The organism is Streptomyces brasiliensis, assembly GCF_014647875.1.
Classification (GTDB): Bacteria; Actinomycetota; Actinomycetes; order Streptomycetales; family Streptomycetaceae; genus Streptomyces; species Streptomyces brasiliensis.
This window is the reverse complement of sequence record NZ_BMQA01000003.1, coordinates 146,245-170,338: the sequence shown is the minus strand read 5'-3', so window position 1 is coordinate 170,338 and position 24,094 is coordinate 146,245. Positions and strand designations below refer to the sequence as shown.

The window sequence follows — 24,094 nt, the reverse complement described above, 5'->3', positions numbered from 1 at the left end:
TGACCTGGATCCCCGTCCGGTGACCGACCTTCCACCAACTGATCAAGGAGTCCCCTTCCTCGTGCACGCTCGTTTCGTCCGTGGCGCCGTCCGATCCGCCGCCGTCGCCGCCGCAGTGACCGGTACCCTCACCTGGGCGCCTGCCGCGAACGCCCAGCCCTCCGAACCGACACCCTCGACCTCGGCAGTCGCTGCCGACACGCCGGCCGCGGACGCGGGCAGCGTCGAGATCACCACCAGGGCCACGGCCGGAGATGTGCTCCCCGGCGCCGCGTTCCTGCTGCTCGACTCAGCCGGTCAGGAGGCCGGGCGCGGGACAACCGACGCGCAGGGGAAGCTGACCTTCCCCGACCTCACGCCGGGCGTCTACCGGCTCAAGGAGACGGCCTCCGGCAGCCCGCTCTACGAGGTTGTCGCCGACCAAGACGTCATCGTCACGCCCGGGGCGACCACGCGGCTGACGATCACGGACTCGTACAAGGCCGCCAAGGTCCTCCTGCAGGCCAAGGACGACAAGACCGGCAAGCTCCTGTCCGGCGCAACGGTGAACATCGGCACCGGCACCTCGACGCTGCTCACCGTGACGACCGGTGCCAAGGGCACAGCCTCCGGGGAACTGCCGGTGTCCAGCCGGAAGACGGAGTTTTGGGTCAAGCAGGTCAAGGCACCCGCAGGATACGGCCTCTACAAGCCGTCCAAGACGTTCACTGCGGGCCCCGGCGCCCCTGTGACTGTGACCGTCACCAACACCAAGGCCGCGACCAGCCCGAAGCCCCACCCCTCGGACAAGCCGACCACCGAGCCCACCGGTACCCCGTCCACCCCTGCAGGTAGGCCGGGCAGCGAGACCGGCGGGGCCATGCCCTCAGCGCCGGGCACCGCCACGCCGGATACCGACGCTTCGTCCACTGCATCTGCGTCCTCGGACGGCGACTCCACGCCAGCGACCCCGGCAGGCTCCCTCGCCCACACCGGTGCCGACGCCACCCCGTGGATCGCCGCAGGCGCCGGGATTTTCATCGTCGCTGGCGCCGTCACCCTGGTCGCTGTCCGCCGTCGTAGGGCTGCCGAGTCCGAGTCCGACAGCAACAGCAAGACCAACTAGCCGTAGATCAACCACCGCCAGCAGGCCCCCGTGAAGCGCATCCGGGGGCCTGCTGACGTCTATCGACGCCGAACCGCTGCCCCACATCTGGCACGTGCGGCGTACCGGCGCTATGCCTGGCCCGGCATAGCGCAGGCCGGCCCGCGCGTGGACCGTTCGCACCGGCACGGCCGAGCGCTGTGTCGTGCTGCGCCCCGACTGGTCAGGCTGGCTGGGGGCGACCGAAGAGAAGGTCGTAGCCCGCGGGGAGCTGCAGCAGGATCCGGTTCAGCAGGTCGTCGCCGGAGATGTCGGCGACGACGCTGAGCCCGGCGCTGACATCCCAGGTCGCCCGGACCCGAACGAGCGGGTGGGCACCACCGCGGGGGGCTGCCGCACGGGCGGCAGCCCCGTCTCCCGACTTGTGACCGTCGCTGTCGATTCAGCCGCGCTCAGAGCCGTAGGCGACGGCACGAAGCCCTCGCAGTTCTGCCCGGCCGCTGCCGGGCAGCCCTCGCGGCAGCGGCCAGAGATCCCATTGCGAACACCCTTCGGTCTACCCCGATACCTTGATCGATGCCATCACGCGCCCGACTGTTCAGCTACGCCCCCACAGCGGCGAATCGGCTCTGTGCGTTCGGTGCTCCAACCGCCAGGCGCCAGCTGCCGCCTGTCATGCCGGCAAGGGGAGCTGCTCCTTGGCGCACCCCCGAACGCTTGGTATCGGCTGATGTGGAGATTTAGGCGCGTGCCGGGGGCAGGTCGTAGCGGCTGACCGCCAGGTAGGTCTCTGGTGTCGCCGCTTCGAGGAGGCTCTCGTCGCCTTCCAGGTCGAGTGCCGGCTCCTGGGATCGGCGCAGCAGGCTGCTCCAGTCGCTCGTCGCACCCCGCTCGTAGGCGTCGCGGAGCAGGAGGCGCAGCCGGGGGCGGGCTTCCTCCTGCTGCTCGCGGAAGATCCGCCGCTGGGTGAGCCGCCGTTCTTCCTGGGCTTCGTCGCTGAGCTCTTGGTCACCGCTCGGCTCGTCCTCGGCGCGCAGTCCTGGAGTGCGCCGGGCGATGGCGAGGTCTTCCTCATGGAGGCGCTCGCAGGCGGCGAAGAGCTTCCGGGACAAGCCGAGGTGCACTTCGGTTCCGGGGATGCGGCAGGTGAGGAAGTCGTCGAGCCCTATGGAGCGGATACCGGCGCGCACGGTGTGCTGCTCGGCTTGGAGCGCTGCTCCGCGGGCATCGGCCCGCATGGCGAGGGTGAGGCCGTCGTGCTCCAGGGGCGTGGTGAGTCCGGTGCGCCGACGGCGAGAAGTGCGGTCTGCGGGCACGGGCACGGTGCGCAGTTGCGAGACGGGAGCGGAGCGCAAGGCGAGGTAGGTGAGCATCTGGGCGCGGGCCGCGCCGATGAGCGCGTCGTCGCTGTCGCCGAGGCGGTCTTCCAGGTTGCCCGCGCCCGCCGCCTCCTCGTCGATGCCAGACCCATCAGGGCTGAGGGGCGGCTGGCCAGGGTGTAGGTCGTGGTCGATGGTGAGGAAGAGATCGTCACCGGGACGTACGGACGCTCCGACCAGGACGGTGCGGTGCGCATACGCGCCGAGGATCTTGCTGCCGGCCGCCAGCTGCGCCCACCCTTTGCGGAGCGTGCCCAGGCCGACGTCGCCACCCTTGGCCTCGATCAGCCAGTACCTCTCCTCTGCCTCGTGGCGTCCCCACAGGTCGGGCAGCTTCTTCTTCGGGTCCTTGAACGTGTCGTACAGAGCGGGGATGGGCCCGCCGAGTTCGAGGTGCTCGGTCTGGCCGAGGCCCAGCAACGAACGGCAGGCCCACTCGGTCATCGTCATGCCCAGCCGGTAGCCGGCGGCGTTCTTCGCGCTGCGCTCGGTGCCGTGCGCGTACACCGGGTTCCAGGTCAGGCGCCGGCCCTTGGCCCCAGGCACAGGGTGACGGGGCTCGACGACGTGCGCGCCAAGGTAGGCGTACAGCGGAGAGACCCGAGCGACCAGTTCCCCGTGTGCGTAGCGCGGCTGGTTCTGCAGGTGCGGGGTGACGTCGCGGCCGACTTCGGTGGCAGCCTTGATGATCTCCCGCCACGTGGTAGTCGGGGCGTACCAGCCGTCGGCCGCCGGGAACCCGTCCGATCCCGCCCACGCCTTGTGCTTGGCCGTCCGCCACTGCCGCCGAGGCTTCTTCGCGGGTCCGTTTCGGAACAGGACTGGTATGTCGAAGCTGTCGGGGTAGGTCAGCGGCGGCTCGTCGGGGATGTGCGCGGGGATCATGCGGTTCACTCTGGCATGTGCTCAGACCGCTCCCGGAGCCGGGTATCGAGCCGTCTACGGAGCCGCGGCGCAATCGATCCGGCTGGTAATTCAGTCCTGGCGCTGGACATGGACACGTCGAGCTGGCCCCCATACCGCACGGTACTCAGGGTCGGTCCCGGCGCACGTCGTTTCGCCGTCGTTCGAGTTGAGGGAGCCAGTGCTCGGGCGGCTGGGGATCCGTGGCTGCTACCGCCCAGCCGTCCTCTTCTTGAGGGTTCCGGGGAGCCCAGGTGCGCGGTGGGCGCAGTGCGAGGACATCCTTGACGAGTGCCCCCATAGCATCAGGAAGGTCCCGGTCAGGATCGTTCAGCAGGAGAGGAATACCCAGCGGGCCCCGTCGGGGGGCTGATGTCCGGTAGGTGACCTGGCAGGACGCGTTCGCTTCAAAGACGACGCCGCGGGCGTCGGTCGGCCCCTCCTCGTCCGAGAACCAGATCAGCCGGTCGCCGGCTACCAGGCGCTCCCTGCCATGGAGCATGCCGTTCCGCACGGTTCCGTCTCTGTCGAGGAAGGGAACGGGGTCCTCGTAAGCGCCGGGATCGTTGTCGCTGATTCCGGCCACGTGCCCGGGGTCATGCGTGGAGTGGATCTCCAGGAGGTCGCCGTCCGCGTGGGCCATCCAGATGTCGAGAACCTCAGCGGACGAGCTGAGCAGATGGGGGTACGCGGTGAGCACGAACAACTGCCCTGCCCTCAGGGGCAGGACGACTCGGTCATTCGCGGGCAGGCGATGAAGCGCAGGGATCGGCTCCCAGCTGTTGATACCGGTTACCTCCCTCTGGCACCGGCGGATCGCCTCGATGGCCGTGTCAAGGGAGACGCGGAAAAACTCCTTGCTTGCGTTAACGCGTTGGGCGGTGAGGAGGCGGTGGACAGCCTGTTCGACGTCTTTGGGCCGGGATGTGTGGGCCCTGAAGAGCACGTCGAAGGGGAAGGGGACCGATGTGCCCGACAGGTTCTTGGCTCGGTCCTCCGCGAGCAGGTCTGTGTAGCCGATCTTGAGCATGTCCGGGAAGGCAGGGTTCCGCTGGACGTACACGAACCCAGTGGTCCGAGGAGGGGGCAGAGGAGTCCCGTTGCCCGTCTTCCGTGAGCTGCCGGTTTTCTGGTGCCTCTTGGTGCCCCTGGAGAATCCGGAGAGCGTGACTGGCGGGTCGGACGACAGTACTTCGATCTCACCTTCGAGGTTGTGACGGGATGAGACGGTGATGCGGCGTCCCGAGGAGAAGTGCTCCACCTCAGCGCGGGACAGACAGCGCAACGCTTCTTCGAGCGGTTCGATCCCCTCATGTTCGTCGTAGTCGCGGTTACGGAAGTCTGGCAGGGATCGGGCCAGTGCATTGGTGGCGGCTTCCGTGATCAGACTGGCGAGCTCCGGACCGATGTGTGCGTACACAGTGCCTAGGTGGGTGGACTCGATTTCGTCGTACTCGTTGTGTGCTTGGGCATAGAGGTCGATAGGGACGCCGGCACGCTTCGCGATGAGGAGCAGCTCGCAGGCGTGGCCTGGGTTGTCCAGGTCGAAGACGAAGTGGGCGTGCATGCCCGGGGACTCCGTCCTGGGCTTACGGCAGATGAGTAGAAGGCGGTTCCGATGTTCGGGATCCCGCTCGAAACCGAGGGGCAGCACCCCCTCTGTGAATGCGGCGAGGGCAGCCTCCGCCTCTGCTGCGGTTCGGACGATGATGTTCCACCAGGGCAGAGGGCCGAAGGTGCCGTGTACCGCTTCGGCATCAGGAACACAGGAACTGCCTGGGTACGACTGCCGGAAGTCGAGGGAGTGGTTCAGGAAGGTCTGAATGCAGGCGTCCTGGAAGCGCTCCTGATGGGTGCGCGCCCGCAGCATGTCGCGCTCTGTGTCGCTCAGGCAGCCGATCGCCTCGCCGAGCATCTCTAGCTGCTCGTTGACCAGTTTCAAGGCTCGGGCGATCACTGGCCGCAGAGCGTGATTCTTCCGGAGCTGTCGGCTTACCTCTCGAAGGTGCTCCTTGGCCGCGGTGCAGTAGGCCACATCTGCGCCCAACTTCCATAGGTGCCTGGCCTCGTCGGCGGGAAACTGCGCCAGCCACAGGCGATGAGCGTCGTTGCCCTTCCTGATCAAGGCAACTGAGGCGGCATGCCGCACATGAGCGTCGCGTTCCGCTTCCAGCCTGGACCAGATGGTGTCGGAGTACGCATCAAGAGATATGACTGAGAGAGGCACCAGAGCCTCTCCGGTGCGAGCCTCCACGCCCCAGTGCCGGGCCAGTTCCCTGGCCACTTGGGCGGCGGTCGCCGCGCGGGACGACCGACGTGACCAGTGGTCCAGGAGGAGGGCATACGTGCTCTCTGGATCCGCAGCGCGCAGTCCGAGGCCGAATAGCAGGACGGAACCGACAAGGCCGTCGCGCTCCACGTGCCGGCGGACATGCTCGACCAGGCTGGTGAGTTGATCCGTGTCAGGCTTGGGATCGGCGAAGACCGGGTGCTTTGCCAGCAGTCCCGTGATGTGCGCGGTGGACCGGCCACGCGCGTCCAAGACGGCGATCCGCAGGATCAGGAGGGCACGCAATAGATCCAGATCACTCGGGTTACTGACGATCCGCGCCGGATCCAGCAACGGGTGGTGGCGACCGACAGAGGTGGCAATCCCCGCGCAGATCTTCTGGATCCACTGCTCGCGCAGGTCGGTCAAGCCAGTAGCGGAAGGCACAGCTCTAATCCCCCTGTTAGACAAGGACGGTAATGGAACCCTCTCCGACATCCGCACCGGAGACCGTCCTCGTGAAAGCTCTGCCGGCGCGTGCTGTCGGCGACCTGTGGGACATGCAGGCGCCTGGCAGACGCCATGCCCATCAGCCCTGATGGCCTGGAGGGCCACGGCCAGGCAGCTCATCATCCTGGGCTGTCGCATCTGCGGAGTGTAGGAGGTGCCGCTGACAAGAGACCCGCATCGCGACGTTCCCGCTGACTTCCTCGGGCCCGTGGCGGTGTGGGAAGCCCCCACGACTCGGTTCGCTGTCAAGCGCCTGGATCAGATGCCAGGGCGACTGGCTTCACTGTTGTAGGTTCTCAACTTCAGTGTCAGGCGCCGACCCTGTGACCTGGATATTTCCCTTGAGTCTCACGATGTGTCGGCAGGCGGCTATCTCAGATCGGTGTCATTTCCTCAGGCTGTCCAGCAGGCTGCAACGCGGCCCGGGGCGTCACGAACCTGCATCGGCAACCATCCGTTCCACCCACTCACACACCTTCGTTGCACACGAACGTCCCGAGCGTCGTCGCTGACAAGCGCCTGCGGGACTACGGACGGGTTAATCAGCCCATAATTGGAGTCAGTGCCGAGCGACCCGGCGCATCGCACCCGCCCCGGGTGCACTCACCGCGATCGGAGAGCATCGTGAAGAACAGCGCGTTGTGGCGAGTGGTTGACAACGAGAGTGGTACCCAGTCCATCGTCAGCACGCCCTCCGAGGCGGTCGCGTTCGTCAACAGCCGGTTCGACACCGATGACGACGACGAGCCGTTCAGCATCACCAAGGTCGGCCCTCTCCTTCCGAAGCCGCTCGGGGTCATCACCGCATGGGCAGCCAAGAAGGACGGCGAGCGAACCGACGGGCGTACTGCCCCGATCACCATCAGGCCGGTTGTGACGGACAACGCCAGCGAGTGCGATGACGTCGTGCTCTGGGGCGACGTGTACGTCTCCTGGGACCACGACATGTACACCGTCGAGGAGCCGGACAGCTCCGAGTACAGCGAGGCTTACAGCGCAGCCGAGTTGAGCGCGATCCTCGACGGGTACGCCGACGACTACGAGTACGCGCCTGAAGGGCCCGACAGCCACAGGTGGCCGAAACCGGAAGAGTTGATCACCTACGGCGCCCAGGAGTGTGCCAAGCGGTTCGGGCACCTCGACGACGACGCCCTGCTGTGGCTCGCTGCCACCCGCATCACGCTCGCCGTGTGGCGCAACACACCCGTCGAGAACTGGCATGCCGGGAAGAGTCCGCTGCACGACGGCACAATGATGCGGATCAACACGGCAACCACCCGACTCGTGCGCTCGATGCTGTCGTTCGACCATGTCGACTGGATCGGTCTCGGTCTCGCGATCGTCAACCCGTCCCGGGTTCTACCGACCGGGCAGTCTGTGCTCGAGCTCGGGCTGGCCTGCCACAACCCTGACGACCCGGCACACGAGGTTGATCCGCGCGTAGAACTCGCGGGGATGGCACAGGTCGCGATCTCATGGGGGCGAAGGTACTGCCTTAGCGAGAAGGAGTTCGGCCTGCGAACCCTGATCGAATCCTTCTGCGCGTCCGACAACGGCTGGTTCGGAGCACCGAGTTGGGGGCGCATCGTCGATCGGTTCCTTACGGCTGTCGACGACCGGGAGAATGCGCACTGGCGCATACACCGGGACAAGCCTTGGTTCGACGAGTGGTTCACCAACCGGCCGGCCGACATTGCGGACACCACGGAATTTCGTCGGCTGCTCCTTGCCGGGCCCGACCTGCTGTCCGAGGAGGCTGCCGAATGGTGCGTGGAAGGTGCCATCGGCTACGTCTGCCAGGACGACCACGCAAACGGCTGCCCGCGGTGCGGTATCCCGCTGGCAACGGAGTCCTCAAACGAGTGACGGCAGTGGCCAGCGATTCTCAATCTCGTGTCAGTTCGGCCAGTCACATGACATCGCGACTGAGAAAATGACACGGGATCTGAGAACCTACAACTGTCCAAGGACGACAGTTCGCCGGGGGCAGACAGGAAAGATCACGGAAAGACTGGCCAACCTGCGCGGGAGCATGTCAACGTAGACGACCTTGCAAGAAACCCCAGGTCAGAGAGGTGATTGTCTGTGACCGTGGCTTCCGTCGGCCCCGGTTTCTCCACCACCGTCGAAGCCCTGCGGCTGCGCGAGTGGCAGCTGGGCCCTGGCCAGCCCACGCTCGTCATGGACCAGTTCTGCGCCGAGGACTTCAACCTCATCGTGGACGACCGTGCGGACGTGCACGTCAGCTCCAAGGACGGCCGGTTCTACCTCGGCTGGTTCCCGCTCGGTCGTCCCGGCACCGACGGCGAGGGATGGAAGATCGCCGTCACCGGAACCGCCAAGGTACCCGGCTACCAGCTGTCGTTCGACACCGAGACGCCGGCCGACATCGTCGCTGCCGCCGTGGCGCGCGTGCTGGAAACCTCGCGTCGCGTATGACAGCGCCCCACGCGTAGTCCTCGCTGGGAGGGTGGTCGGCTGACTGCCAGGCCGCCGGCTAACTCCACCGCTCACCGTTTTCCTCACCCAAGGAGGCCGTTCATGACGTCCACGGAGATGACCGTCGGCGATCTCATCGACCTGCTGTCCGGTTGCGACCGCAGTGCTCCCGTCCGCCAGGCCATGAACCCGTTCTTTCCGATGGCACACCGCTTGGCGCAAGTCGTGCAGTCCGTGGACGAGACCGGCCAAACCGTCGTGTACCTCGCCGAAGGCCGAGACGAGGGCTCACAGCTCGGTCATCTGCCGCCCGAGGTCGCTGTCGCCCTGACCTGGCAAGGCGACACGCAGGCACCGCCGCGCCGCCCCCGCCGCCGTGCCGGCGGTAACTAGACCCGCACCGAGCCCTTGGAGGCGCCCCTGTATCCCGAATTCCCGCCCGACCCGTCCACTCCACGTGGCGGCCAGCCTGCGTTCTGGGTCGGCCCCCGGCATCTGGCCGGTGACGATGGGCGGCTCTACGACACCGTCGCCGACACGCTCGCCCGCCTGGGCTGGACGAGCCTGACGATCGTCCGCGGACGCCACGAGCCGGACGAGGCACCCGAGGGCCGCCAGGTCCTGCGCAGCACCGTCCTGCACATCAGCCCCGACACCCTCCGATGGGCCCAGTGGAGCCTGGCGGACGAACCGTTCCACTTGGGGGACCTGCCGATCGCGTGGCAGATCTCCGCCCGCGCTGACACGAGCAGCCCGCTAGCCCAATGGTCGGCCTACTTCACCCCCGACGTCCCTGGCGAGGCCGTGTCCGACTTCCTCGTCGCGCTCGACGCCCGCGACCAGGCCGCCATGCCGCTCGCCGGCCCCGAGATGGTCCTCGACGCCGTCGCCGCACACGGCTGGCTCCGCGACATCGACCAGCCCCAGGCGGCAGCGACGGACCCGACGTTCACCTCGCACATGAGCCTCGGCGAGGTTCCGCCGCTCATCCAGGACGCCGACCCTCGCGCCCTGATCACTGAGACCGAAGAGGCGGGGCTGGCCGGTTGGCAAGCGTGGGCCGAGCCCGCGCTCGGCGCACCGTGCCTGTGGGCGGCCTCCTTCGGTTCCAGCGTCCCGCACGACCTCGTGGCAGCCTTCGCCGCCTCCCTCAGCTCGACGGCACCGGTCCTGCGACGGGTGCTGCCCGAGGCCACCCGGGAGCGGCTCCTGCGCGCGCCGGCCATCTAACGCCCCGCCGTTGCCTTTCCCCTCAAACACACAGCCCGGCCTTTTCCGAAATGGAGGGCCGGGCTTCGTGCTCACGGGCTGGCACTTGTGTGCACACAACGCGCTGTTGGCTTTCCCTGGCAGCAGGGACGGGTCCCGGCTCGCGAGAGGCGCAGTCGCTGCCTGAAACTGCTCCTCGATGTTCGGCGAAGGGTTTGCCCCCCTGTGACGCCAGGCTGCAGGATGCAGCAATGCACCTCGGCCCCGGCGTCCTTCTTGTCCTCGTCCTTGGCGTCGCCGTGATTGTCGCGCTGAAGGTCCGTTCACACCGCAAACGCACGGCCACCCTCGCGGCACAGTGGCAGGCGTTCCAACAGCACAGGAATGCAGGCCGAGGAGATCTTCTTCAGATCACGCGGGTCTACCAGCGCGGACGCCGCGGGTCGAAGGCCGTTGTGACCTGGTGCGACACCCGTCGACAACAGGACGCCTGGTTCTGGAACTGGCACGTCCTCGCGGGCGCGTACCTGCTCGTCAACGCCTCTAGCGGCTATGGACCCCACAGCCACAATCCGAACGTGCTCTACGTACAGCCCGGCCAGGTCCAAGCCTGGGTCCCCGCCCAGGCGGCGCGCGCTGCTCAGCGCGTCGGCTGACGCGCTGCTGCCCCCCCCGACCACCATGGTCGGGGGGCAGCAGCATGACCGGGCAGGTCAGCCGGTTGCTGTGGCCTTGGCGAGGGCCTTGTCGAGGTGGCGGTCGACGAGGGCCGGAGCGCCGGAGACGATCAGCAGCAGATTGCCGTCCCGGATCGCGGTCTGCTTCACCACGGTGCTGCGCCCGGCGGTGGAGAACGTCAGGAGCTGGCTCCACTGCTGATCCCCGAGTCGTCGGGGCGCGGGCAGCTTCTGCGCGGTTATGTCGATCGGTGTGCCGCCCGCGACGACCTGATAGGCGGGGCAGCCGGTCATGGCGTCGAAGATCCGTCCGATGCCGGCGGACAGCTTGTTCGCCGTGTCGCTGTAGAGCTCCTCGGAGAACTCCGAGGAGCTGTCGCCGTAGGTGAAGGCGGCCTTCGCCTTGCGCGGGAAGGTGAGCGTGCCGCCGGTCGCCGCGCCGCCGCCCAGCTCGCTCAGGGCCGGGCAGCCGATGACGGTGACGTCGTCGTGCTGGGCAGGACGCTGCGACTTGGACAGGTAGCCGCTGCCGAGGTCGCTCTGGTCGAGCAGACGGGACTCGAGCGCGGCCGAGGAGAGCGCGGCTGGCTTGTGGACCGCGCCGGAAAGCTTTCCGGTCCGGGCGGAGGAGGGGGTCTGGTGCTTGGCCCCGGTGGTGTCGGTGGAGCAGGCCGGCAGGGCGAGGAGGGCGGCGGTGATGCCGAGGGCGGTGGTGGCGACGCGAACGCGCATGACGGAACTGACCCCTTGGTGCTAGGCGACGGGTGGTCAGTGCGGGCCCGAGGGCCCGGTGGGGTCGTAGGAGTGGTGGTCAGTGCCCGAGGTGGCGCAGGCAGTCCTCGAACGTGGCGTGCGTCGCGTCCGCCGGTCCGCTGTTCCGGTTGAACCACGCCGTGTCGAGGCGGGTCTCCTGCTGCTGGTGGCCTGCTCGGCAGCGCAGCCAGATCTCGCCGCGGGTGGAGAGGATGAGCCAGTCCCGGTAGGCGCCGCACTCGGCGCAGGCGGCCATCTCGCCGTCGAGGACGAGGGGCTGCTTCCACGGCATCATCTTGCCGTCGACCTGGTCGTGGCTCGGCACGCGCAGCTCCGGCGGAAGGAAGTCGTCCACGAGGCGGGCCGGCTCGGCGGGCTCCGGTTCGGCCGCTGGCACCCCAATGCCTGGCGGGACCTGGCCCTGCATCCGCGCGTGCAGCTCGGCGAACTGCCTTTGAGCTTCGCTCGGCTCTTTCGCCCGGCGGCGTATCCGGTGAAACACCCTGGCGCCCTCCTCTACTTCGTCACCTCGTCCTGCGCGCTTCAAGATCGTGCGCCACGTCCCCGACGGTTGCAATTCACAAAGTCCACAGCCGCCTTCGGCCAGGTCATCTGCGGCTTCTCGGTCGCCTGGATGACGAGTTGGCCACCGTGCGTGTCTTCGTGCTGCGAGATGCCGTTTTCACGGTGTGCCCGATCACACGTCGCCGTTTCCCTCGACCGCCCAACTCCGCGACGCCTACTGGCTCGACTCGCCTCATCTACGTCATGCTCGCCTGTCCTGTAGGTGCGCGGATTTCGACGGCCTCCACATCGAACCTGGTCGTCACCGAGGTTCGATGTGGCGTACGGCCATGCCGAGGGTTGCGAGCGGAGCGGTGGTGCTCTCCCTTCTTTCGGTGATGCGCTGAGACCGCGTGCCGGCACCCGTCGGGCTCACCGCGTCTTACGCGATGCCTCCTCTCCGCTGCGCCGCCTGCCGGGCGCGGAGGTCCTGGTCGTCGTCCCGCGCGTTGCGGACCGGCTCCCCGTGGTGCTGCTCTCGGGCAGGTGGGAGGCGTCTGCGGGCAGGTCGGCCGTCCGCCGCATCCGCCACACGAGTACGTCGCTCACGGAGTCCGCGGTACCGAGTTCACGGCGTTCGGCTACGTCGGACAGGAGGGTGGCCGGGTCGTGGCCGGCGGCTTCTGCCTCCGCGATGGTCGCTGCCAGGGCGTACCAGCCGGGCTCGGCGAGGATCTGCTCGGCCAGCTCCGGCAGCGCCTCGCGCAGCAGCACGGTCTGCCGCTGGAGTATCGGCCGGCTCATACGCCGGCCTCGTTGGTAGAGCGCTCCGAGGGGCTGGGCGGCGGCGGTCTGGTAGGCGGTACGCAGGTGCTCGGCGGCCCGGGCGGCGGCCTCGGCCTGCTGAGCGTGGCCCTTTCTGGCGTGCCAGTGCGCGGCGGCAGTGATGAGGAAGAACAGCATGTCGATGGCCATCGCCGTGGTGGCGCCGTCCTCACCGCGGCCGAGGGCCGGGCCGCCGTGGACGAGGTCGCGGCCGGCCTGCCGCAGGGCTCGGTCGTGCCCGCGTACGGCGCGGACATGGGAGCGCGAGGCACGTTCGAAGGCCGTAGCCGCGTCCCGGAGTTCGCGGCGGGTGTGGGCGGCGGACGTCTTTGCGAGGGCATCCAGGACCTCGCCGACCGCGGCGATGTGGGCAGCGGCGATCGCATCGTCGCCGTGCTCGACGACGAGGACGGCCTGCCAGGCGGCTGATGCCGTGTTGCGGCGGGCGGAGGCCGGAGCGCCCGGTCCTGTCCGGGGTGCTTGCTGTTGCCGGGCGGCTGGGTTCTCCTGGGCGTCGCCGGACCAGCGCTCTCGGATGCGGGGCAGCGAGAGGTCGGGGGCGAGGCGTGCGCCGGGGTAGAAGACCGGCTCGCCGTCCTTGTTGAGGTCGTCGGGCAGAGCGACCTTGTATCCGAGGAGGTCGCCGGAGGGGGCGGCACGCTTGCGGATCAGGAGTCCGGCGGCGGCGAGCCGGTCGAAGAATTCCTCGTCGCTCCTCGCGCCGGTCACCGCGCGCCGTACCGTTTCCCGCAGTTCCTCGCGGGCGGTGCGCTCGCGGCCCTGGCGCTCGGCCTTGTGGCGCTCAGCGCTGGTGGGTCGCTTCGCGCCGGTGCCGTCGCCCTTGTTCAGGCGGCGCAGGCCGAGTTCGGCTTCGAGGGTGCGGGCTTGGGCCTGGACCCGGACGGCGTCGTGGTCGAGGTCGGGCTTGAACCCGTCCTCGCGCACGAGGGTGGCGATGATGTGGATGTGGTCGTCGGCGTGCCGGACCGCCGCCCATCGGCATCCGGCGCCTTCCTCGGGGTCGTCGATGCCGGCGGCGGCCACCATGCGCCGGGCGACCTCGCCCCATTCCTCGTCGCTCAGAATACGGTCTTCTTCGGCGTTGCGGACCGAGAGGTGCCACACATGCTTCTTGGGCCGGTCGGCCTGCTCGACGTTCTCGACGGGCTGATCGAGGAGCTGCTGGAGCTGTTTGAGCGTGGCGGACGGGTCACGGCCGGGGTCGGGGGCGTTGCCATCCCAGGAGGCGACCAGGTGCGGGTCGGTGTGCTCTTCGAACTTGCCCGGCCCGTAGAGGTAGGAGAGGAGGCCGATGGTGCGCTGTCCGCGCTTCTGGATCCTGGGGATCATGCCGGTGAGGGGGTCCTAGTCCTGGTGGAGGAGCCGGTCGGTGGCGTGCTGGACGCGCTGGACTGCGCGGTCGGTGGCCGCGATGACCACGTCGAGTTCGTGCGGGTGCCCTCCGGCGTTGACCGCTCGGGCGATCTGGTTCAAGTTGCCGCCGATGTGACCGAGGTGCCGACGGGCGGCGAACAACTCGGCGATCACCTCACGCTCGCCGGCGACGGCACTCGCGGTCCGTTCAAGGTCGCGGGCGGCGGACAGGGCAGCGCGGGCGAGGAAGCCAGCGAGAGTGAGGCCGGCGGCCTTCGCGCCGGCGGTCACGAGGGCGAGTTCGTCGTCGCTGAAGCGGGTGTTGCGGACGTGGGGGCGCTGGCGACGCTGGTACTTGCGGCGGCGCGTGCGCGGCTGCTCACGTCCGTCCTTTATCCCCTCTGGCTGCGATCCGCCCTCGGTCGCAGCCTCCTCGTCTGGCGTCCCCCGGCGCCGGACGAGCCCCTGCCCCCCAGGGGTAGGGGAACCCTTGGATACTCCGCTCAAGGCGGAGTATCCAAGGGGATAACTTGCTCGCCCCGAGACCGAGTTGGAGTCACCAGCAGGTTCCGGGGTGGTGCCGTTCTGGGTGGGGTTCGTCATCGGGATTCGGGCCTCGTAGAGCGGGTGTGGTGCTGGGTGGTTGCGGCCAGCGCGAGGACGTCGGCCGGTCCTATGAGGACGCGGACGGGTCCGTCGGGCTGGTCCTGGACGAGCCACTGGCCGCTCGGCGTAAGGACGGCCGCGTGCAGGAGCCGCCGGCGGACCAGGACGTCCGCCCAGGCGCCGGCCTCGACGACTGTGGGCTCGGATGAGCGAGTAGGTCGCGCGATCACGGCGTTTCTCCTCAAGTGCGGCGGCCGGCACGGAGCCGGGCCACCGGTTGCGATTAGGGGCGCTGAGCTGGGGTTTTGCAGGTTCAGCCGCACTCGGGGCAGCGACCGACGTGGCTGCTGAGCGCCCGTGCCATCCGCTGCTTCGTCGATGCAGCCTGCTTCGCGCTGGATTTCGCCGCCGGCCTGCCCTCGTGCCGCTTGGAGTGGGCGAGCATGAAGCCGATCTCCCGCTCGTACTCCGCGCGGACGGTGTTGAACTGGTGGCAGGTCTTCACGGGGCGGTGCTCCTTGCTGTAGTGGTGTCCTCGCTCCGCAGTTGCTGGAGGACGAGGCTGAGTCGGTCGTTCCGGCCGCCTTTCAGGCCCTCGCGGCGGAGGATCTCTCGCAGCTGGACCCGGGTGACGGACTCGTTGCCGTCCCGTTCGAGCAGGGCAGGGACGTGTGGACGGACCTGCTGGACGAGCTGGTCCACCGACTGCTCCGGCTCGCGCGGCGGACGCTGCGTCTGCGGGGTGCGGGACCGGGTGCGCTTCCCCTTGGTCTTAGGCCGGGGTTTCGTGGTCGCCTTCCGGCGGAGGGGGACCTTGTGTCCCCGGTCCCCGGTGGGCTCGGTCCCCGTGTCGGTGTCGTTCGGTCCCCGGTCCCCGGTGGGCTCGGTCCCCGTGTCGGTGTCGTTCGGTCCCCGGTCCCCGGTGGGCTCGGTCCCCGACTCGGCGGCGTTCGGTCCCCGATGCGGATCCGGGCCCTGAGCAGGCGTTTCTCGCGAAGTGCGGTCGGTCCCCGCGCCTCCGGCGTCTTCCTGCGAGGCTTCCGGATTGGCGGGACCGGTCCCCGGGACCGCACCTGCTTCTGTGGCCTGGGTCCCCACCCTGGTCCCCGCGTTCTCGCCCTCGGTCCCCGTGTTAGCTGACTCCTCGGAGTCCGTGATTTCGGGGACCGGTCCCCGCGGAGCGCTCGGTCCCCGGTCCCCGACCGACTTGTCGGGACCGTCTACGGGGACCGGCGCTTTCGAAGCCGGCTGTGAGGGGACCGTGGCTGCCGTCGAGGTGGTGTGCGCCGGGGACCAAGGGGAGGGAAGCGGGACCGTGGCGAGCGCGAGTGCGTGTCGGCGCGCGGCGAGCTGGTCGAGCAGTTGCGCGCGCTGGCGGGCGTCGGTCCCGACCGAAGCCCTGCCGACCGCCTTCGACAGGCGCCGCGTCAGCCGCCGGCCGCCTCGGCTCTGTTGCTGCTCGGGTGTGCGTTCGGCGAGGCGGGCGGCGAGGGCGACTGCGCGGGCGGTGGCCCGGTCCCGGGTGATCTGCGCGGCGTCGCGGTCGCGTGCGGCGATCCCTAGGCGGGACAGCAGCCGCTCGCGTGCTTCCCGCCCCAGGACGGCGATCAGTCCGTGGGAGGCGGCACCCGGGGTGCGCAGGCGCAGCTCGATCCCCATCGCGAGGTGCCACAGCATCGCCGCCATGACCGGCCCGACGAAGGCCCTTACCGTGCCGCCGATAGGACCGCTCTCGGCATAGGCGGGGATCACCTGAACTGTGGTGATCACCCAGACCAGCGTGCCCGGCAGGCCGGGGGCGCCCTCGGTGGCCAGGTTCTGCCGTGCCATCAGCGCCGTCGCGAAGAGCGCCAGCTCGGCCGCGGCGAACATGCCGGCTCGCTCGGCGGCGCCGGCCATGTCGAGGTAGTCGGCGGCGAACCGCCAGCTCGTGTCCCCGGAGTAGCAAGTACAGCCGAGGGCGGCAAGGGCAGCGACCTTGACCGCCGGATCGCTGAGACGTTTCTGCGGGCGCGTGCTTCGGCGCCGGATCGTCCAGGCGGTCAGCACCAGCACGACGGCGGCGGGCACGACGGCGGCGAGGAGGAGAGGGAGGTCCGGAACGGCGCTGAGGGACAGGAGGGGGTGGGTCATGCGGCCTTTCCGAGAGAGGCGTGCGCCGGAGTCGACGCTGCCGGGCGGGCTGCCGGCTGCTGTGTGCCGGGTGCGGCGGGCGCGGGGCCGCCTGCTGCTGGGGCGGTCTTCTTCCGCTTCTTCTTGGGCCGCGGCACGCCGTAGGTGCGGTCGCGGTCGAACACCTTGTTGGCCGCCTGCCGGAGCAGGTCACGGGCGTGCTTGTGGCTGATCTGCAGGGCGGTGGCGAGCCGGTCGGGCCGCCAGCCGCGTACGTAGGCGTGGTCGATGACGACCTGCCGCTCGGCCTCGGTCAGATGCACGTCGCGTCCCAGGAAGAAGGACGTGACGCGTCGGTAGTCGAGGCGCTGGTGCAGTCCGTCGTGCCAGGGACGCCGCTCGGCCTCGGTGAGGCCACCCCAGATGCCCTCCTTGAGAACGTTTTCCAGGGCGAAGTTGAGGCAGTCGCTGCGTACCGGGCACCAGCCGCACAGCTCCTTCGCCTCGGCTATGGCTTCGTGGTCCCGCGGGAGCGGGAAGAAGACGGCGTCAGCGTCCTCGACGTCCATGCCGTGGCACGCTCCCTGGGTGTGCCAGCTGGTGTCTCCGATACTGCGCAGGCCGGTGGCCGGCGCGTCGTGGGTGGTGATGTGACGCAAGGGTGGTCTCCGATGTGCTGCCGCGTCGGCCGGCTGGGCGGGCGCTGGGCGCGGCGTCGGGTGCCGGCTACGGCGCGCGGGCGTGCGCCGCATCCGGGGCGGGACGGTGATGTTGGGGTGGCGGTGCGCCGGGAGGCACGCGCCGATGCGCCGGTCAGGCCAGCGCGGGCTGCTGGACCTGCTCGCTCTGCTGGGTCTGCTGGGCGGCGGCGAGGTCGACGCGGCCGGGGTGCGGGGTGGCGCGCGGGGCGGTCGTGCGGACGCCGTCGTCGGGGCCGATCCGGCGGCGACGACACGGCTCGCCGGGCTGGGCCAGGCACCACTCGCACTTGACGCTCAGGGCGTCGGGCAGTCCCTGCGCGACGGCGGCCTCGCGGGCTGCGCGGGCGGGCCGGTAGGGGGCGAGGGCGGCTCGGGCGGCGGGCGGGATGCAGGAGCCGATCTGTCGCAGCCGCGCCTCCAGCCTCGGGTCGATCCGGTCGCGACCGCTGGTGATGGCTCTGGCCTGGGCGGGCTGCGCGGTGCCGGTGGCGACGGCGCGGCGGGTGCCGACCAGCTCGGCGGTCCAGGCGGCCTGGTCGTCCGGGTCGGCGGACGGCGTGGGATCGGAGTGCCGGGCCAGGCGGTCGCGCCGGTAGCTCTCCCAGGGGCGGGCCACGTCCGCGGGCAGGATCTGGTACGGCGAGACTCTGATGTGCTGGCGGGCGGCGACGCGGGCGTCCCAGCCGTGCGAAGTGGCCATCGGCACGTCGCCAAGCAACTCGTGCCACTGTGCGAGCTGGTCGCGTGCCTCGCCCTGGTCGGTGCGGATGGTGCGGGGGTCAAGTCGGCCGATGTAGGCCAGCAGGGCGGCGATTTCACGGCGGTCCACGGCTACTGCTCCGTTCCGGTCGGCTCGTTCAGGGCGGCGAGAAGTGCGGCGGTGTGGGCCTCTGCCCGCGTCATGCCGCCGGGCTGGCCGGGACCCGTGCCGTGCACGGCGTAGAGGTTCGGGCGGCCAGGGGGGTGCTCCCGGGCGACCCAGGAACGCCAGTCGGCAGCCCACGCAGCCGCCGGCCTCGGCTTGAAGCCGGAGCGGTGGGCACGCCACTTCGCGTCGGCCGCCTGCAGGCCCTGCTCGCCCAGACGGTCGAGGTGCCCCTGCTCGCGGGCCCAGGTGTGGGTGGCTGGGTCGACCTGCCACTCGGCAGCTGAGCAGACGGCAGCACCACCACTGCTGTACCTCCGGTTCAAATCCGGTTCACTACGGTTCTGTGTGCCGGTTTCCGGTACATCGCTGTGCCGGTTCCCGGCACGTCGCTGTGCCGGTTTCCGTCCGGACCTGCCGGATTCCGGTACTGCCGGTTTCCGGGCCCTCGCAGGGGATTCCGGCACCTCACGCGGGCGGATGTTGTAGCGCCGCAGGGCCGAGATCCGCAGCGCCGGGATGGCCTCGGTCCCCTCCGCCGACGCCTGGTCGGCGTCCTCGTCGTCCACGGTCTCTGCCACGGCCTTGGCGGCGAGGGGGAGGCGGTAGACGGTGCTGCGCTGCGGGCCGGTGAGGTCGTCAAGCTGCTCCAGCTCACCGGCGTCGACCAGACGGTCGATGGCCTCGCGGACCGTGGAGACGGAGGCGCGGGTGCGCTTGGCCAGGCTCGACAGCGAGGCCCAGGAGACGCACTGCTCGTCGCCCACTCGGTCAGCGATCGACAGCAGGACCAGACGCGCCGTCCCCCGGCTGGAGCTGTGCTCCCACACCCAGTCGCGGGCTTCGCTGCTCATCGGCCACTCCCGATGAGCGGGCGGGTCCGGCGGCTGGCCGGGGCCAGCATGGTGCGGTCCGGCTCGGGGCGCTGAGGCGCCGAGGCGGAGGTGGCTGCCGCGCAGGCCAGGCGGAAGGGCCTTTTGCGCAGGGCAGGAGGCATGCGATACTCCCCTTTGCAGTGTTGCCACGCTGACGCGCCGCTTGGAAGGACTCAGCGTGGTGATGGTGGGCAATCTCCCGTCCTTGCCGGGGCGGGTGTGCCACTTAGCGTTCGGCGTCCGTGAGTTACCGCTCTCGGGCGCCGTCGCTGTTTGTGGACCTTCGCGGTCCGGTCCGTCGTCGTGGTCTCCTCACGTCCGTCGCGGCAGGCGGGCTGCCCGGGGACGACGAACATACGCACGGACCCGTGTCAAGATCCAGACTTGGTTCTTAAACTCTGTACTGGTTGCAGAGAGTCACCGGGTGATCGTGTGCCGCAAGTGCCCGTACGGCGCGACCTGGGACGCACCCACGCGTCGAAGCGCACCGTTGCCGCGGTTGCCTCGAACGCCGAGAGCGTGTCATTGTGCCCGAATTGGAACGGATGTCTGTTATTCCCCGCAGTGGAAATGCGGGGTGGGCGGGGTGCTTTCACTGCCGCCTCCACGCTTTCCGGTCGAAGATAAAATCCTGCATGCCAGACGTGACCTATGTCGCTGGCTGAATGTGGCTTGCGCCACGCCACCCGGCATACTCCTGCCGGTAGAAACGGACAGGCCGACCTGAAACAGGCGGTACGCGTCACACGGAAACGTGCTGGTGAGGAAGAACTTTCCATACAGTGGATCAGCTCGTCAACTCACGTTTATCGCGGGGTAGGGTGCTTGAAGTGACGACGAAGTCCACCCAGGAAAGGATCATGAAAGACTCGACCGAAGGCCAGGTGAGCCCCAGGGGGCTCATGGACCGCCTAAACCGCCTGTTCGACACAGTGCACCCGCCGGACCGCGGCCCCTTCAGTAACGCCGAGGTGGCCGAACTCATGGAGAAGCGCGGGCTGGGCAAACTGTCGGCCCAGTACCTCTGGCTCCTGCGGACTGGGCAGCGCGATAACCCGACGAAGCGTCACCTCGAAGCGCTAGCAGGGTTTTTCGGTGTGGACCCCGCATACTGGTTCGACGACGGCGTGGCCGAAAAGACCGTGCAGGAACTTGAGTTGCTCGCACTGCTTCGCGACACGAAGATCAAAAACGTTCTCCTTCGCCTGTCTGACGTTTCCGCAGACGGAAAGGATGCCGTCCTGGGAATCGTCGAGAGCGTACGAAAGTCCGAGGGGTTGCCGCCCTCAACTGGCTCGTAAAACGGCCGCGTTCAGTAAGTGATCAAGGAAAAGCAATGTGGTCCGCACGTAGGCTGCGCCGGCCTGACCTCTTGGCCGAGCTGCAGCTCCCGCATGTCACCAATATCCGCGACCTCAGCGACGAGGTCTCACGCCGCACGGGACGGAAGGTGGTCCTGGAGGCCCGTGAGCAGGCGCCCTCCGTGTGCGGGGCATGCGCCGTCACGGAGAGTGCCTTCCACGTGTACTACGACCCGCGGACCAGCTCCCTGCACCAGGACCACATCATCGCCCACGAGTTCAGCCACCTGCTGCTCGGTCACCATGAGAACCGCCCGGCGTCTGCGCTCTCCTCAACCATCTTCACCAGCGTGGGCTCGGCCACCGTCGAGATGATGCTGGGCCGTACCAAGTACGACGAGGACGAGGAGCGGGACACCGAGCTCCTCGCCTCGTTGATCCAGCGCCGGATCATCGACCGGTGGCTGCGCAGCGACGAGTCCTCCGGAGACGAAGTGCAGGACCGGGTCACGCACACGCTGCTGCGCCGACGGGTGGCCCGGCCGTGAAGGACCTGCTCCACCCGATCAGCCTCGTCGTCGCCACGCTCGGCTTCCTCTGCTTGCTGTGGGACGTGCCGACCCGCCGCCGAGACCCCGCCTTCACCGCGCTGGCCGCCGTCTTCCTGCTGTCAGGGCTGTCGTTCCTGTTCTCCATCACACTGATGTGGCAGTACCTCGATCATGTCCTGGGCGTGGTGAACCTCTCCGTACCCCTGGCGATGGGGTGCGTGGTCGCGCTGCTCGCCTGCCAGCAGATCGTCCTCACCTACTGGGGATCACCCCCCGAAGTTGCCCGCAGGAGGGCACGGGAGTGGCTAGCCGCAGGCTTCGCTGTGATCGCAGGGCTGCTGGTGCTGTTCGCCCTGCTGACGCCGAACGCGCCGCGACCGATCAACTTCACGCTGTACTACGCGCATGATGGCTGGTACGCCGCGTATCTCACCCTGTACGTCACGGCCTACACCATCGGCGAACTGTCCCTCGCCCGTGCCTGCTGGCGCCTGGCCCACCGCAGCACACGCGGGTCCGTCCGTATCGGCCTGCGCATCGTCGCCCTCGGCGCGACCGTCACTCTCGGATACAGCGCCGTGCGCATCGGGAACGTGATCGCCGGTGCCTTCAACGCGTCGCTCGCGGAGTGGGAGGGCTTCGCGTGGACCTGCGGCGATGTCGGAGCCATGCTCACGCTCATCGGCTGGCTAGTGCCCACCATCAACGATCAGGCTCAGAGTCTCCAGTACCGGATCAAGCAATACCGCAGCTACTACGGCCTACGCCCCCTGTGGCTGGCGTTCTACAGCGAGGCGCCCGAGATCGCACTGCCGATCGACCGAGTCGACCCGGCCCAGAGGCGCCGCTTCCGCAGCATCTCGATCCGGCTCTACCGCCGAGCAGTCGAGATCCGAGACGGACGGTTCGTGATCCGTCAGTACCTAGATGCCGCAGTCCGCGAAGCCAGCGAAGCCCGCCACCGGGCGCGAGGACTTCACGGAGAAGAGCTGTCCGCGGCCGTCACCGCCGACCAGATCCTCGCCGGAATCGCCGCCCGGGCCGCCGGTACCCGCCCGGAGACCGACCAGCTCACCGAGTTCGCCGACTCCGAACGCCAGACCAGCAGGCCCATGGACGACATCGACGCTCTCCTCGACGTAGCGCGCCACCTGCCCCGCCAGCCCGCACGAGCCCCCCACCTTGAGCAGGTCTCCGCATGACGACCGACCTCACCCACCAGCCCGCCCACGTCCAGCTCCAGGCCCTGGATCGCCGCGAGATCTCCAGCCGCGAACTGCTCGACCTCCACCTGGCGCAGATCGACGCCAGCCAGATCAACGCCGTCGTCACCCGCGACGACAGCACTGCCCGAGCCGTCGCACACGCAGCCGACGAACGCCGCGCCCGCAACGAGAGCACCGGCATCCTCGACGGCCTTCCCCTCACGATCAAGGACAGCTTCGAGACTGCCGGCCTGCGCACCACCAGCGGTGCCGAAGACCTCGCCGATCACGTTCCCGCACACGACGCCGACGCCGTCGCCCGGCTCCGCCACCAAGGCGCCGTCATCATGGGCAAGACCAATACCCCGGCGTACTGCCAAGACCTGCACACCGACAACGTCCTGTTCGGCCCCACGCTTAACCCGCATGACCCCAAGCGCACTACCGGCGGCTCCTCCGGCGGCCCCGCCGCAGCAGTCGCCGCCCGTCTGACCCCCGCCGACCTCGGCAGCGACCTCGCCGGCTCCCTGCGGCTCCCCGCCCACTACTGCGGTGTCTACGGCCTGCGCCCCACGCAGGGACTCATCCCAGCCCGCGGCCACGTCCCTCGCCCGCCGGGGTGGATCACCAGCAGCGACATGGTCACCCCCGGCCCCCTGGCCCGGCACCCCCGAGACCTCGACCTGCTCCTCGCCGCACTGACGACACCGTCGCCCGACGAGAACAACCCCTGGAGCGTCACGCTGCCCACGGCGCAACGCGAGATCGGCCAGCTCCGCGTGGCAATGTGGGCCGACGACGCGAGCTGCCCAGTCGACCGCAACACCGCCGATGCTCTCGCCACCGTCGAACGGACGCTGACCTCCGCCGGCGCGAGTGTCCGCCACACCACGGGGCCGGTCGGCTTCGCTGACTCTCTGCGCCTCTTCGAGCAGCTCCTCTACGCCACCACGACCGCAGCCACCGACGACGACGCTAGCGCCGCCGAACTCGCCGCTGCCCGTGACCTGCACACGGACGATGCGAGCCCTCGAGCCGCCTTCCTCCGCCACCGAACGCAGACACACCGTGTCTGGCTCCGCGCCAACGAGGAGCGCCATCGCCTCCGGCAGACGTGGCACCGGTTCTTCGCCGACGCCCAGCACGACGTCCTCATTACGCCCGCCGCTCCTACGGCGGCGACCCCGGCCGGGAGCCGCTCTCTCGTGGTCGACGGCGTTGAGCGGAGCTTCTTCGACCAGACCGGCTGGGCCAACCTGACCAGCCACGTCGGTCTGCCCAGCCTGGTCATGCCTGCTGCGCGTAGCGCCGATGGCCTCCCGATCGGTGTGCAGCTGGTAGGACCGGCCTATTCGGAGCGGTCCTTGCTCGTGATGGCCGAGCACCTGGCGCCTCTGCTCGGCGGGACGGCCGGGGTCATCGGATCATGGAGCGGATGAGCTCTGCGTCGCCGTTGTAGGTGATGACGGCACCTTCATCGTCGGTAGGCGGTTCGAACCGAGCGAAGAAGTCGTCCAAGGCTTCGGAAGTCACGTTCAAGGCATTGGCGTCCTTGCGCTGGTTGCGCGCGGCGAGGCGCCGCAGGAGCTCCTCCCTGGAGGCCGGCAGGTAGACGAGCAGCGGGAGTGCACCCGCGGCCCGGACTGTCTTCTTCCATTCCTCGCGATCGGAACGACGCCACAGGCCGTGGTCGAGGACGACGGCACGGCCCGCGCGCAGGTGCTCAGTGAGCTGCGCACGTACCGTCTCGACCGCAGGAGCCTCGCGCTCGAAATACCCGTGCTCGGGGTAGTCGACCCCATACCGGCCGTGGAGGCGGTGGACCTCCTCGTCAACGCTGAGGCGGACAAGGCCCGTCGTGGCGAGGGCCTGTGCAAGGTGTGTCTTGCCGGAGCCGGTGATCCCGATGAGCAGGACGGCGGTCGGCTTGCTCACGATGTCGCGCTCCCTCG

The 24,094-nt window shown here is 69.0% G+C and carries 23 protein-coding genes and 1 pseudogene; 10 read left to right on the top strand and 14 right to left on the bottom strand.

Annotated features, from left to right (window positions below; translation table 11 throughout):
• The first annotated feature begins 61 nt into the window (after nt 1–61).
• Entirely contained in the window at nt 62–1,105 is a 1,044-nt protein-coding gene (locus tag IEZ19_RS06695; RefSeq protein WP_189310064.1) for a SpaA isopeptide-forming pilin-related protein, read from the top strand.
• 202 nt (nt 1,106–1,307) lie between these two features.
• Here the strand turns inward: IEZ19_RS06695 and IEZ19_RS50485 are convergent.
• The 3 genes and pseudogenes from IEZ19_RS50485 to IEZ19_RS06685 form a co-directional block, all read right to left on the bottom strand.
• Nucleotides 1,308–1,436 (bottom strand): annotated as a pseudogene (locus tag IEZ19_RS50485) (DUF2267 domain-containing protein); the annotation flags it as partial.
• Nucleotides 1,437–1,824: 388 nt separating this feature from the next.
• The gene (locus tag IEZ19_RS06690; protein WP_229840013.1) at nt 1,825–3,348 is read right to left on the bottom strand and encodes a gamma-glutamyltransferase; all 1,524 of its coding nucleotides are present in this window, start codon (nt 3,346–3,348) and stop codon (nt 1,825–1,827) included.
• A 145-nt stretch (nt 3,349–3,493) separates the two neighbouring features.
• Nucleotides 3,494–6,064: a GIY-YIG nuclease family protein gene (locus tag IEZ19_RS06685; protein WP_189310062.1), complete on the bottom strand. Its 2,571-nt coding sequence runs from the start codon at nt 6,062–6,064 to the stop codon at nt 3,494–3,496.
• A 705-nt stretch (nt 6,065–6,769) separates the two neighbouring features.
• On the opposite strand from IEZ19_RS06685, the gene IEZ19_RS06680 reads away from it, so the two are divergent.
• The 5 genes from IEZ19_RS06680 to IEZ19_RS06660 all read left to right on the top strand — a co-directional run bounded on the left by IEZ19_RS06680 (nt 6,770) and on the right by IEZ19_RS06660 (nt 10,449).
• Nucleotides 6,770–8,011, top strand: a complete 1,242-nt coding sequence (locus tag IEZ19_RS06680; protein ID WP_229840012.1) for a hypothetical protein — start codon at nt 6,770–6,772, stop codon at nt 8,009–8,011.
• Nucleotides 8,012–8,230: 219 nt separating this feature from the next.
• Nucleotides 8,231–8,584 carry an SPDY domain-containing protein gene (locus IEZ19_RS06675; protein ID WP_093724906.1) on the top strand — a complete coding sequence of 118 codons (354 nt, stop codon included), beginning with the start codon at nt 8,231–8,233 and terminating at the stop codon, nt 8,582–8,584.
• Nucleotides 8,585–8,686: 102 nt separating this feature from the next.
• Complete coding sequence (locus IEZ19_RS06670) at nt 8,687–8,977, top strand: hypothetical protein (protein WP_061915897.1); 291 nt, start codon at nt 8,687–8,689, stop codon at nt 8,975–8,977.
• 15 nt (nt 8,978–8,992) lie between these two features.
• Nucleotides 8,993–9,814, top strand: coding sequence for an SPDY domain-containing protein (locus IEZ19_RS06665; protein WP_189310061.1), 822 nt, complete (start codon nt 8,993–8,995; stop codon nt 9,812–9,814).
• A 230-nt stretch (nt 9,815–10,044) separates the two neighbouring features.
• Nucleotides 10,045–10,449 (top strand): hypothetical protein, encoded by a 405-nt coding sequence (locus IEZ19_RS06660; protein WP_189310060.1) that lies wholly within the window; start codon nt 10,045–10,047, stop codon nt 10,447–10,449.
• Nucleotides 10,450–10,506: 57 nt separating this feature from the next.
• On the opposite strand, the gene IEZ19_RS06655 is transcribed toward IEZ19_RS06660, so the two are convergent.
• The 10 genes from IEZ19_RS06655 to IEZ19_RS06610 all read right to left on the bottom strand — a co-directional run bounded on the left by IEZ19_RS06655 (nt 10,507) and on the right by IEZ19_RS06610 (nt 19,064).
• Nucleotides 10,507–11,202 (bottom strand): hypothetical protein, encoded by a 696-nt coding sequence (locus tag IEZ19_RS06655; RefSeq protein WP_189310059.1) that lies wholly within the window; start codon nt 11,200–11,202, stop codon nt 10,507–10,509.
• 79 nt (nt 11,203–11,281) lie between these two features.
• On the bottom strand, nt 11,282–11,725 hold the full coding sequence (locus tag IEZ19_RS06650; RefSeq protein WP_167531908.1) for a hypothetical protein: 444 nt from the start codon (nt 11,723–11,725) through the stop codon (nt 11,282–11,284).
• A gap of 434 nt (nt 11,726–12,159) precedes the next feature.
• The gene (locus tag IEZ19_RS06645; protein WP_189310058.1) at nt 12,160–13,902 is read right to left on the bottom strand and encodes a relaxase/mobilization nuclease domain-containing protein; all 1,743 of its coding nucleotides are present in this window, start codon (nt 13,900–13,902) and stop codon (nt 12,160–12,162) included.
• 15 nt (nt 13,903–13,917) lie between these two features.
• Nucleotides 13,918–14,433 carry a plasmid mobilization protein gene (locus IEZ19_RS06640; RefSeq protein ID WP_189310057.1) on the bottom strand — a complete coding sequence of 172 codons (516 nt, stop codon included), beginning with the start codon at nt 14,431–14,433 and terminating at the stop codon, nt 13,918–13,920.
• 92 nt (nt 14,434–14,525) lie between these two features.
• Nucleotides 14,526–14,762 carry a hypothetical protein gene (locus tag IEZ19_RS06635; protein WP_189310056.1) on the bottom strand — a complete coding sequence of 79 codons (237 nt, stop codon included), beginning with the start codon at nt 14,760–14,762 and terminating at the stop codon, nt 14,526–14,528.
• Between the two features lie 83 nt (nt 14,763–14,845).
• On the bottom strand, nt 14,846–15,037 hold the full coding sequence (locus IEZ19_RS06630) for a hypothetical protein (RefSeq protein ID WP_189310055.1): 192 nt from the start codon (nt 15,035–15,037) through the stop codon (nt 14,846–14,848).
• Nucleotides 15,034–16,665, bottom strand: coding sequence for a hypothetical protein (locus IEZ19_RS06625; protein WP_189310054.1), 1,632 nt, complete (start codon nt 16,663–16,665; stop codon nt 15,034–15,036). The genes IEZ19_RS06630 and IEZ19_RS06625 overlap by 4 nt, the downstream gene beginning before the upstream one ends.
• Nucleotides 16,662–17,303, bottom strand: a complete 642-nt coding sequence (locus IEZ19_RS06620) for a WhiB family transcriptional regulator (RefSeq protein WP_145870839.1) — start codon at nt 17,301–17,303, stop codon at nt 16,662–16,664. The genes IEZ19_RS06625 and IEZ19_RS06620 overlap by 4 nt, the downstream gene beginning before the upstream one ends.
• 154 nt (nt 17,304–17,457) lie before the next feature.
• Nucleotides 17,458–18,174, bottom strand: coding sequence for a zinc finger domain-containing protein (locus IEZ19_RS06615; RefSeq protein WP_189310053.1), 717 nt, complete (start codon nt 18,172–18,174; stop codon nt 17,458–17,460).
• A gap of 2 nt (nt 18,175–18,176) precedes the next feature.
• Nucleotides 18,177–19,064, bottom strand: coding sequence for a helix-turn-helix domain-containing protein (locus IEZ19_RS06610; protein WP_189310052.1), 888 nt, complete (start codon nt 19,062–19,064; stop codon nt 18,177–18,179).
• A gap of 851 nt (nt 19,065–19,915) precedes the next feature.
• On the opposite strand from IEZ19_RS06610, the gene IEZ19_RS06605 reads away from it, so the two are divergent.
• From IEZ19_RS06605 to IEZ19_RS06590, 4 genes are read left to right on the top strand one after another with little or no spacing between them, the layout of a single operon-like run.
• A complete protein-coding gene (locus IEZ19_RS06605; protein ID WP_229840011.1) occupies nt 19,916–20,386 on the top strand; it encodes an XRE family transcriptional regulator in 471 nt (156 codons plus the stop codon).
• Nucleotides 20,387–20,421: 35 nt separating this feature from the next.
• The gene (locus tag IEZ19_RS50480; RefSeq protein WP_229840010.1) at nt 20,422–20,934 is read left to right on the top strand and encodes a hypothetical protein; all 513 of its coding nucleotides are present in this window, start codon (nt 20,422–20,424) and stop codon (nt 20,932–20,934) included.
• A complete protein-coding gene (locus IEZ19_RS06595; RefSeq protein WP_189310051.1) occupies nt 20,931–22,139 on the top strand; it encodes an MAB_1171c family putative transporter in 1,209 nt (402 codons plus the stop codon). The genes IEZ19_RS50480 and IEZ19_RS06595 overlap by 4 nt, the downstream gene beginning before the upstream one ends.
• On the top strand, nt 22,136–23,581 hold the full coding sequence (locus tag IEZ19_RS06590) for an amidase family protein (RefSeq protein ID WP_189310050.1): 1,446 nt from the start codon (nt 22,136–22,138) through the stop codon (nt 23,579–23,581). The genes IEZ19_RS06595 and IEZ19_RS06590 overlap by 4 nt, the downstream gene beginning before the upstream one ends.
• Here the strand turns inward: IEZ19_RS06590 and IEZ19_RS06585 are convergent.
• A complete protein-coding gene (locus tag IEZ19_RS06585) occupies nt 23,559–24,077 on the bottom strand; it encodes a P-loop nucleotide/nucleoside kinase family protein (protein ID WP_189310049.1) in 519 nt (172 codons plus the stop codon). The two genes, IEZ19_RS06590 and IEZ19_RS06585, sit on opposite strands and share 23 nt — an antisense overlap.
• Nucleotides 24,078–24,094 lie beyond the last annotated feature (17 nt).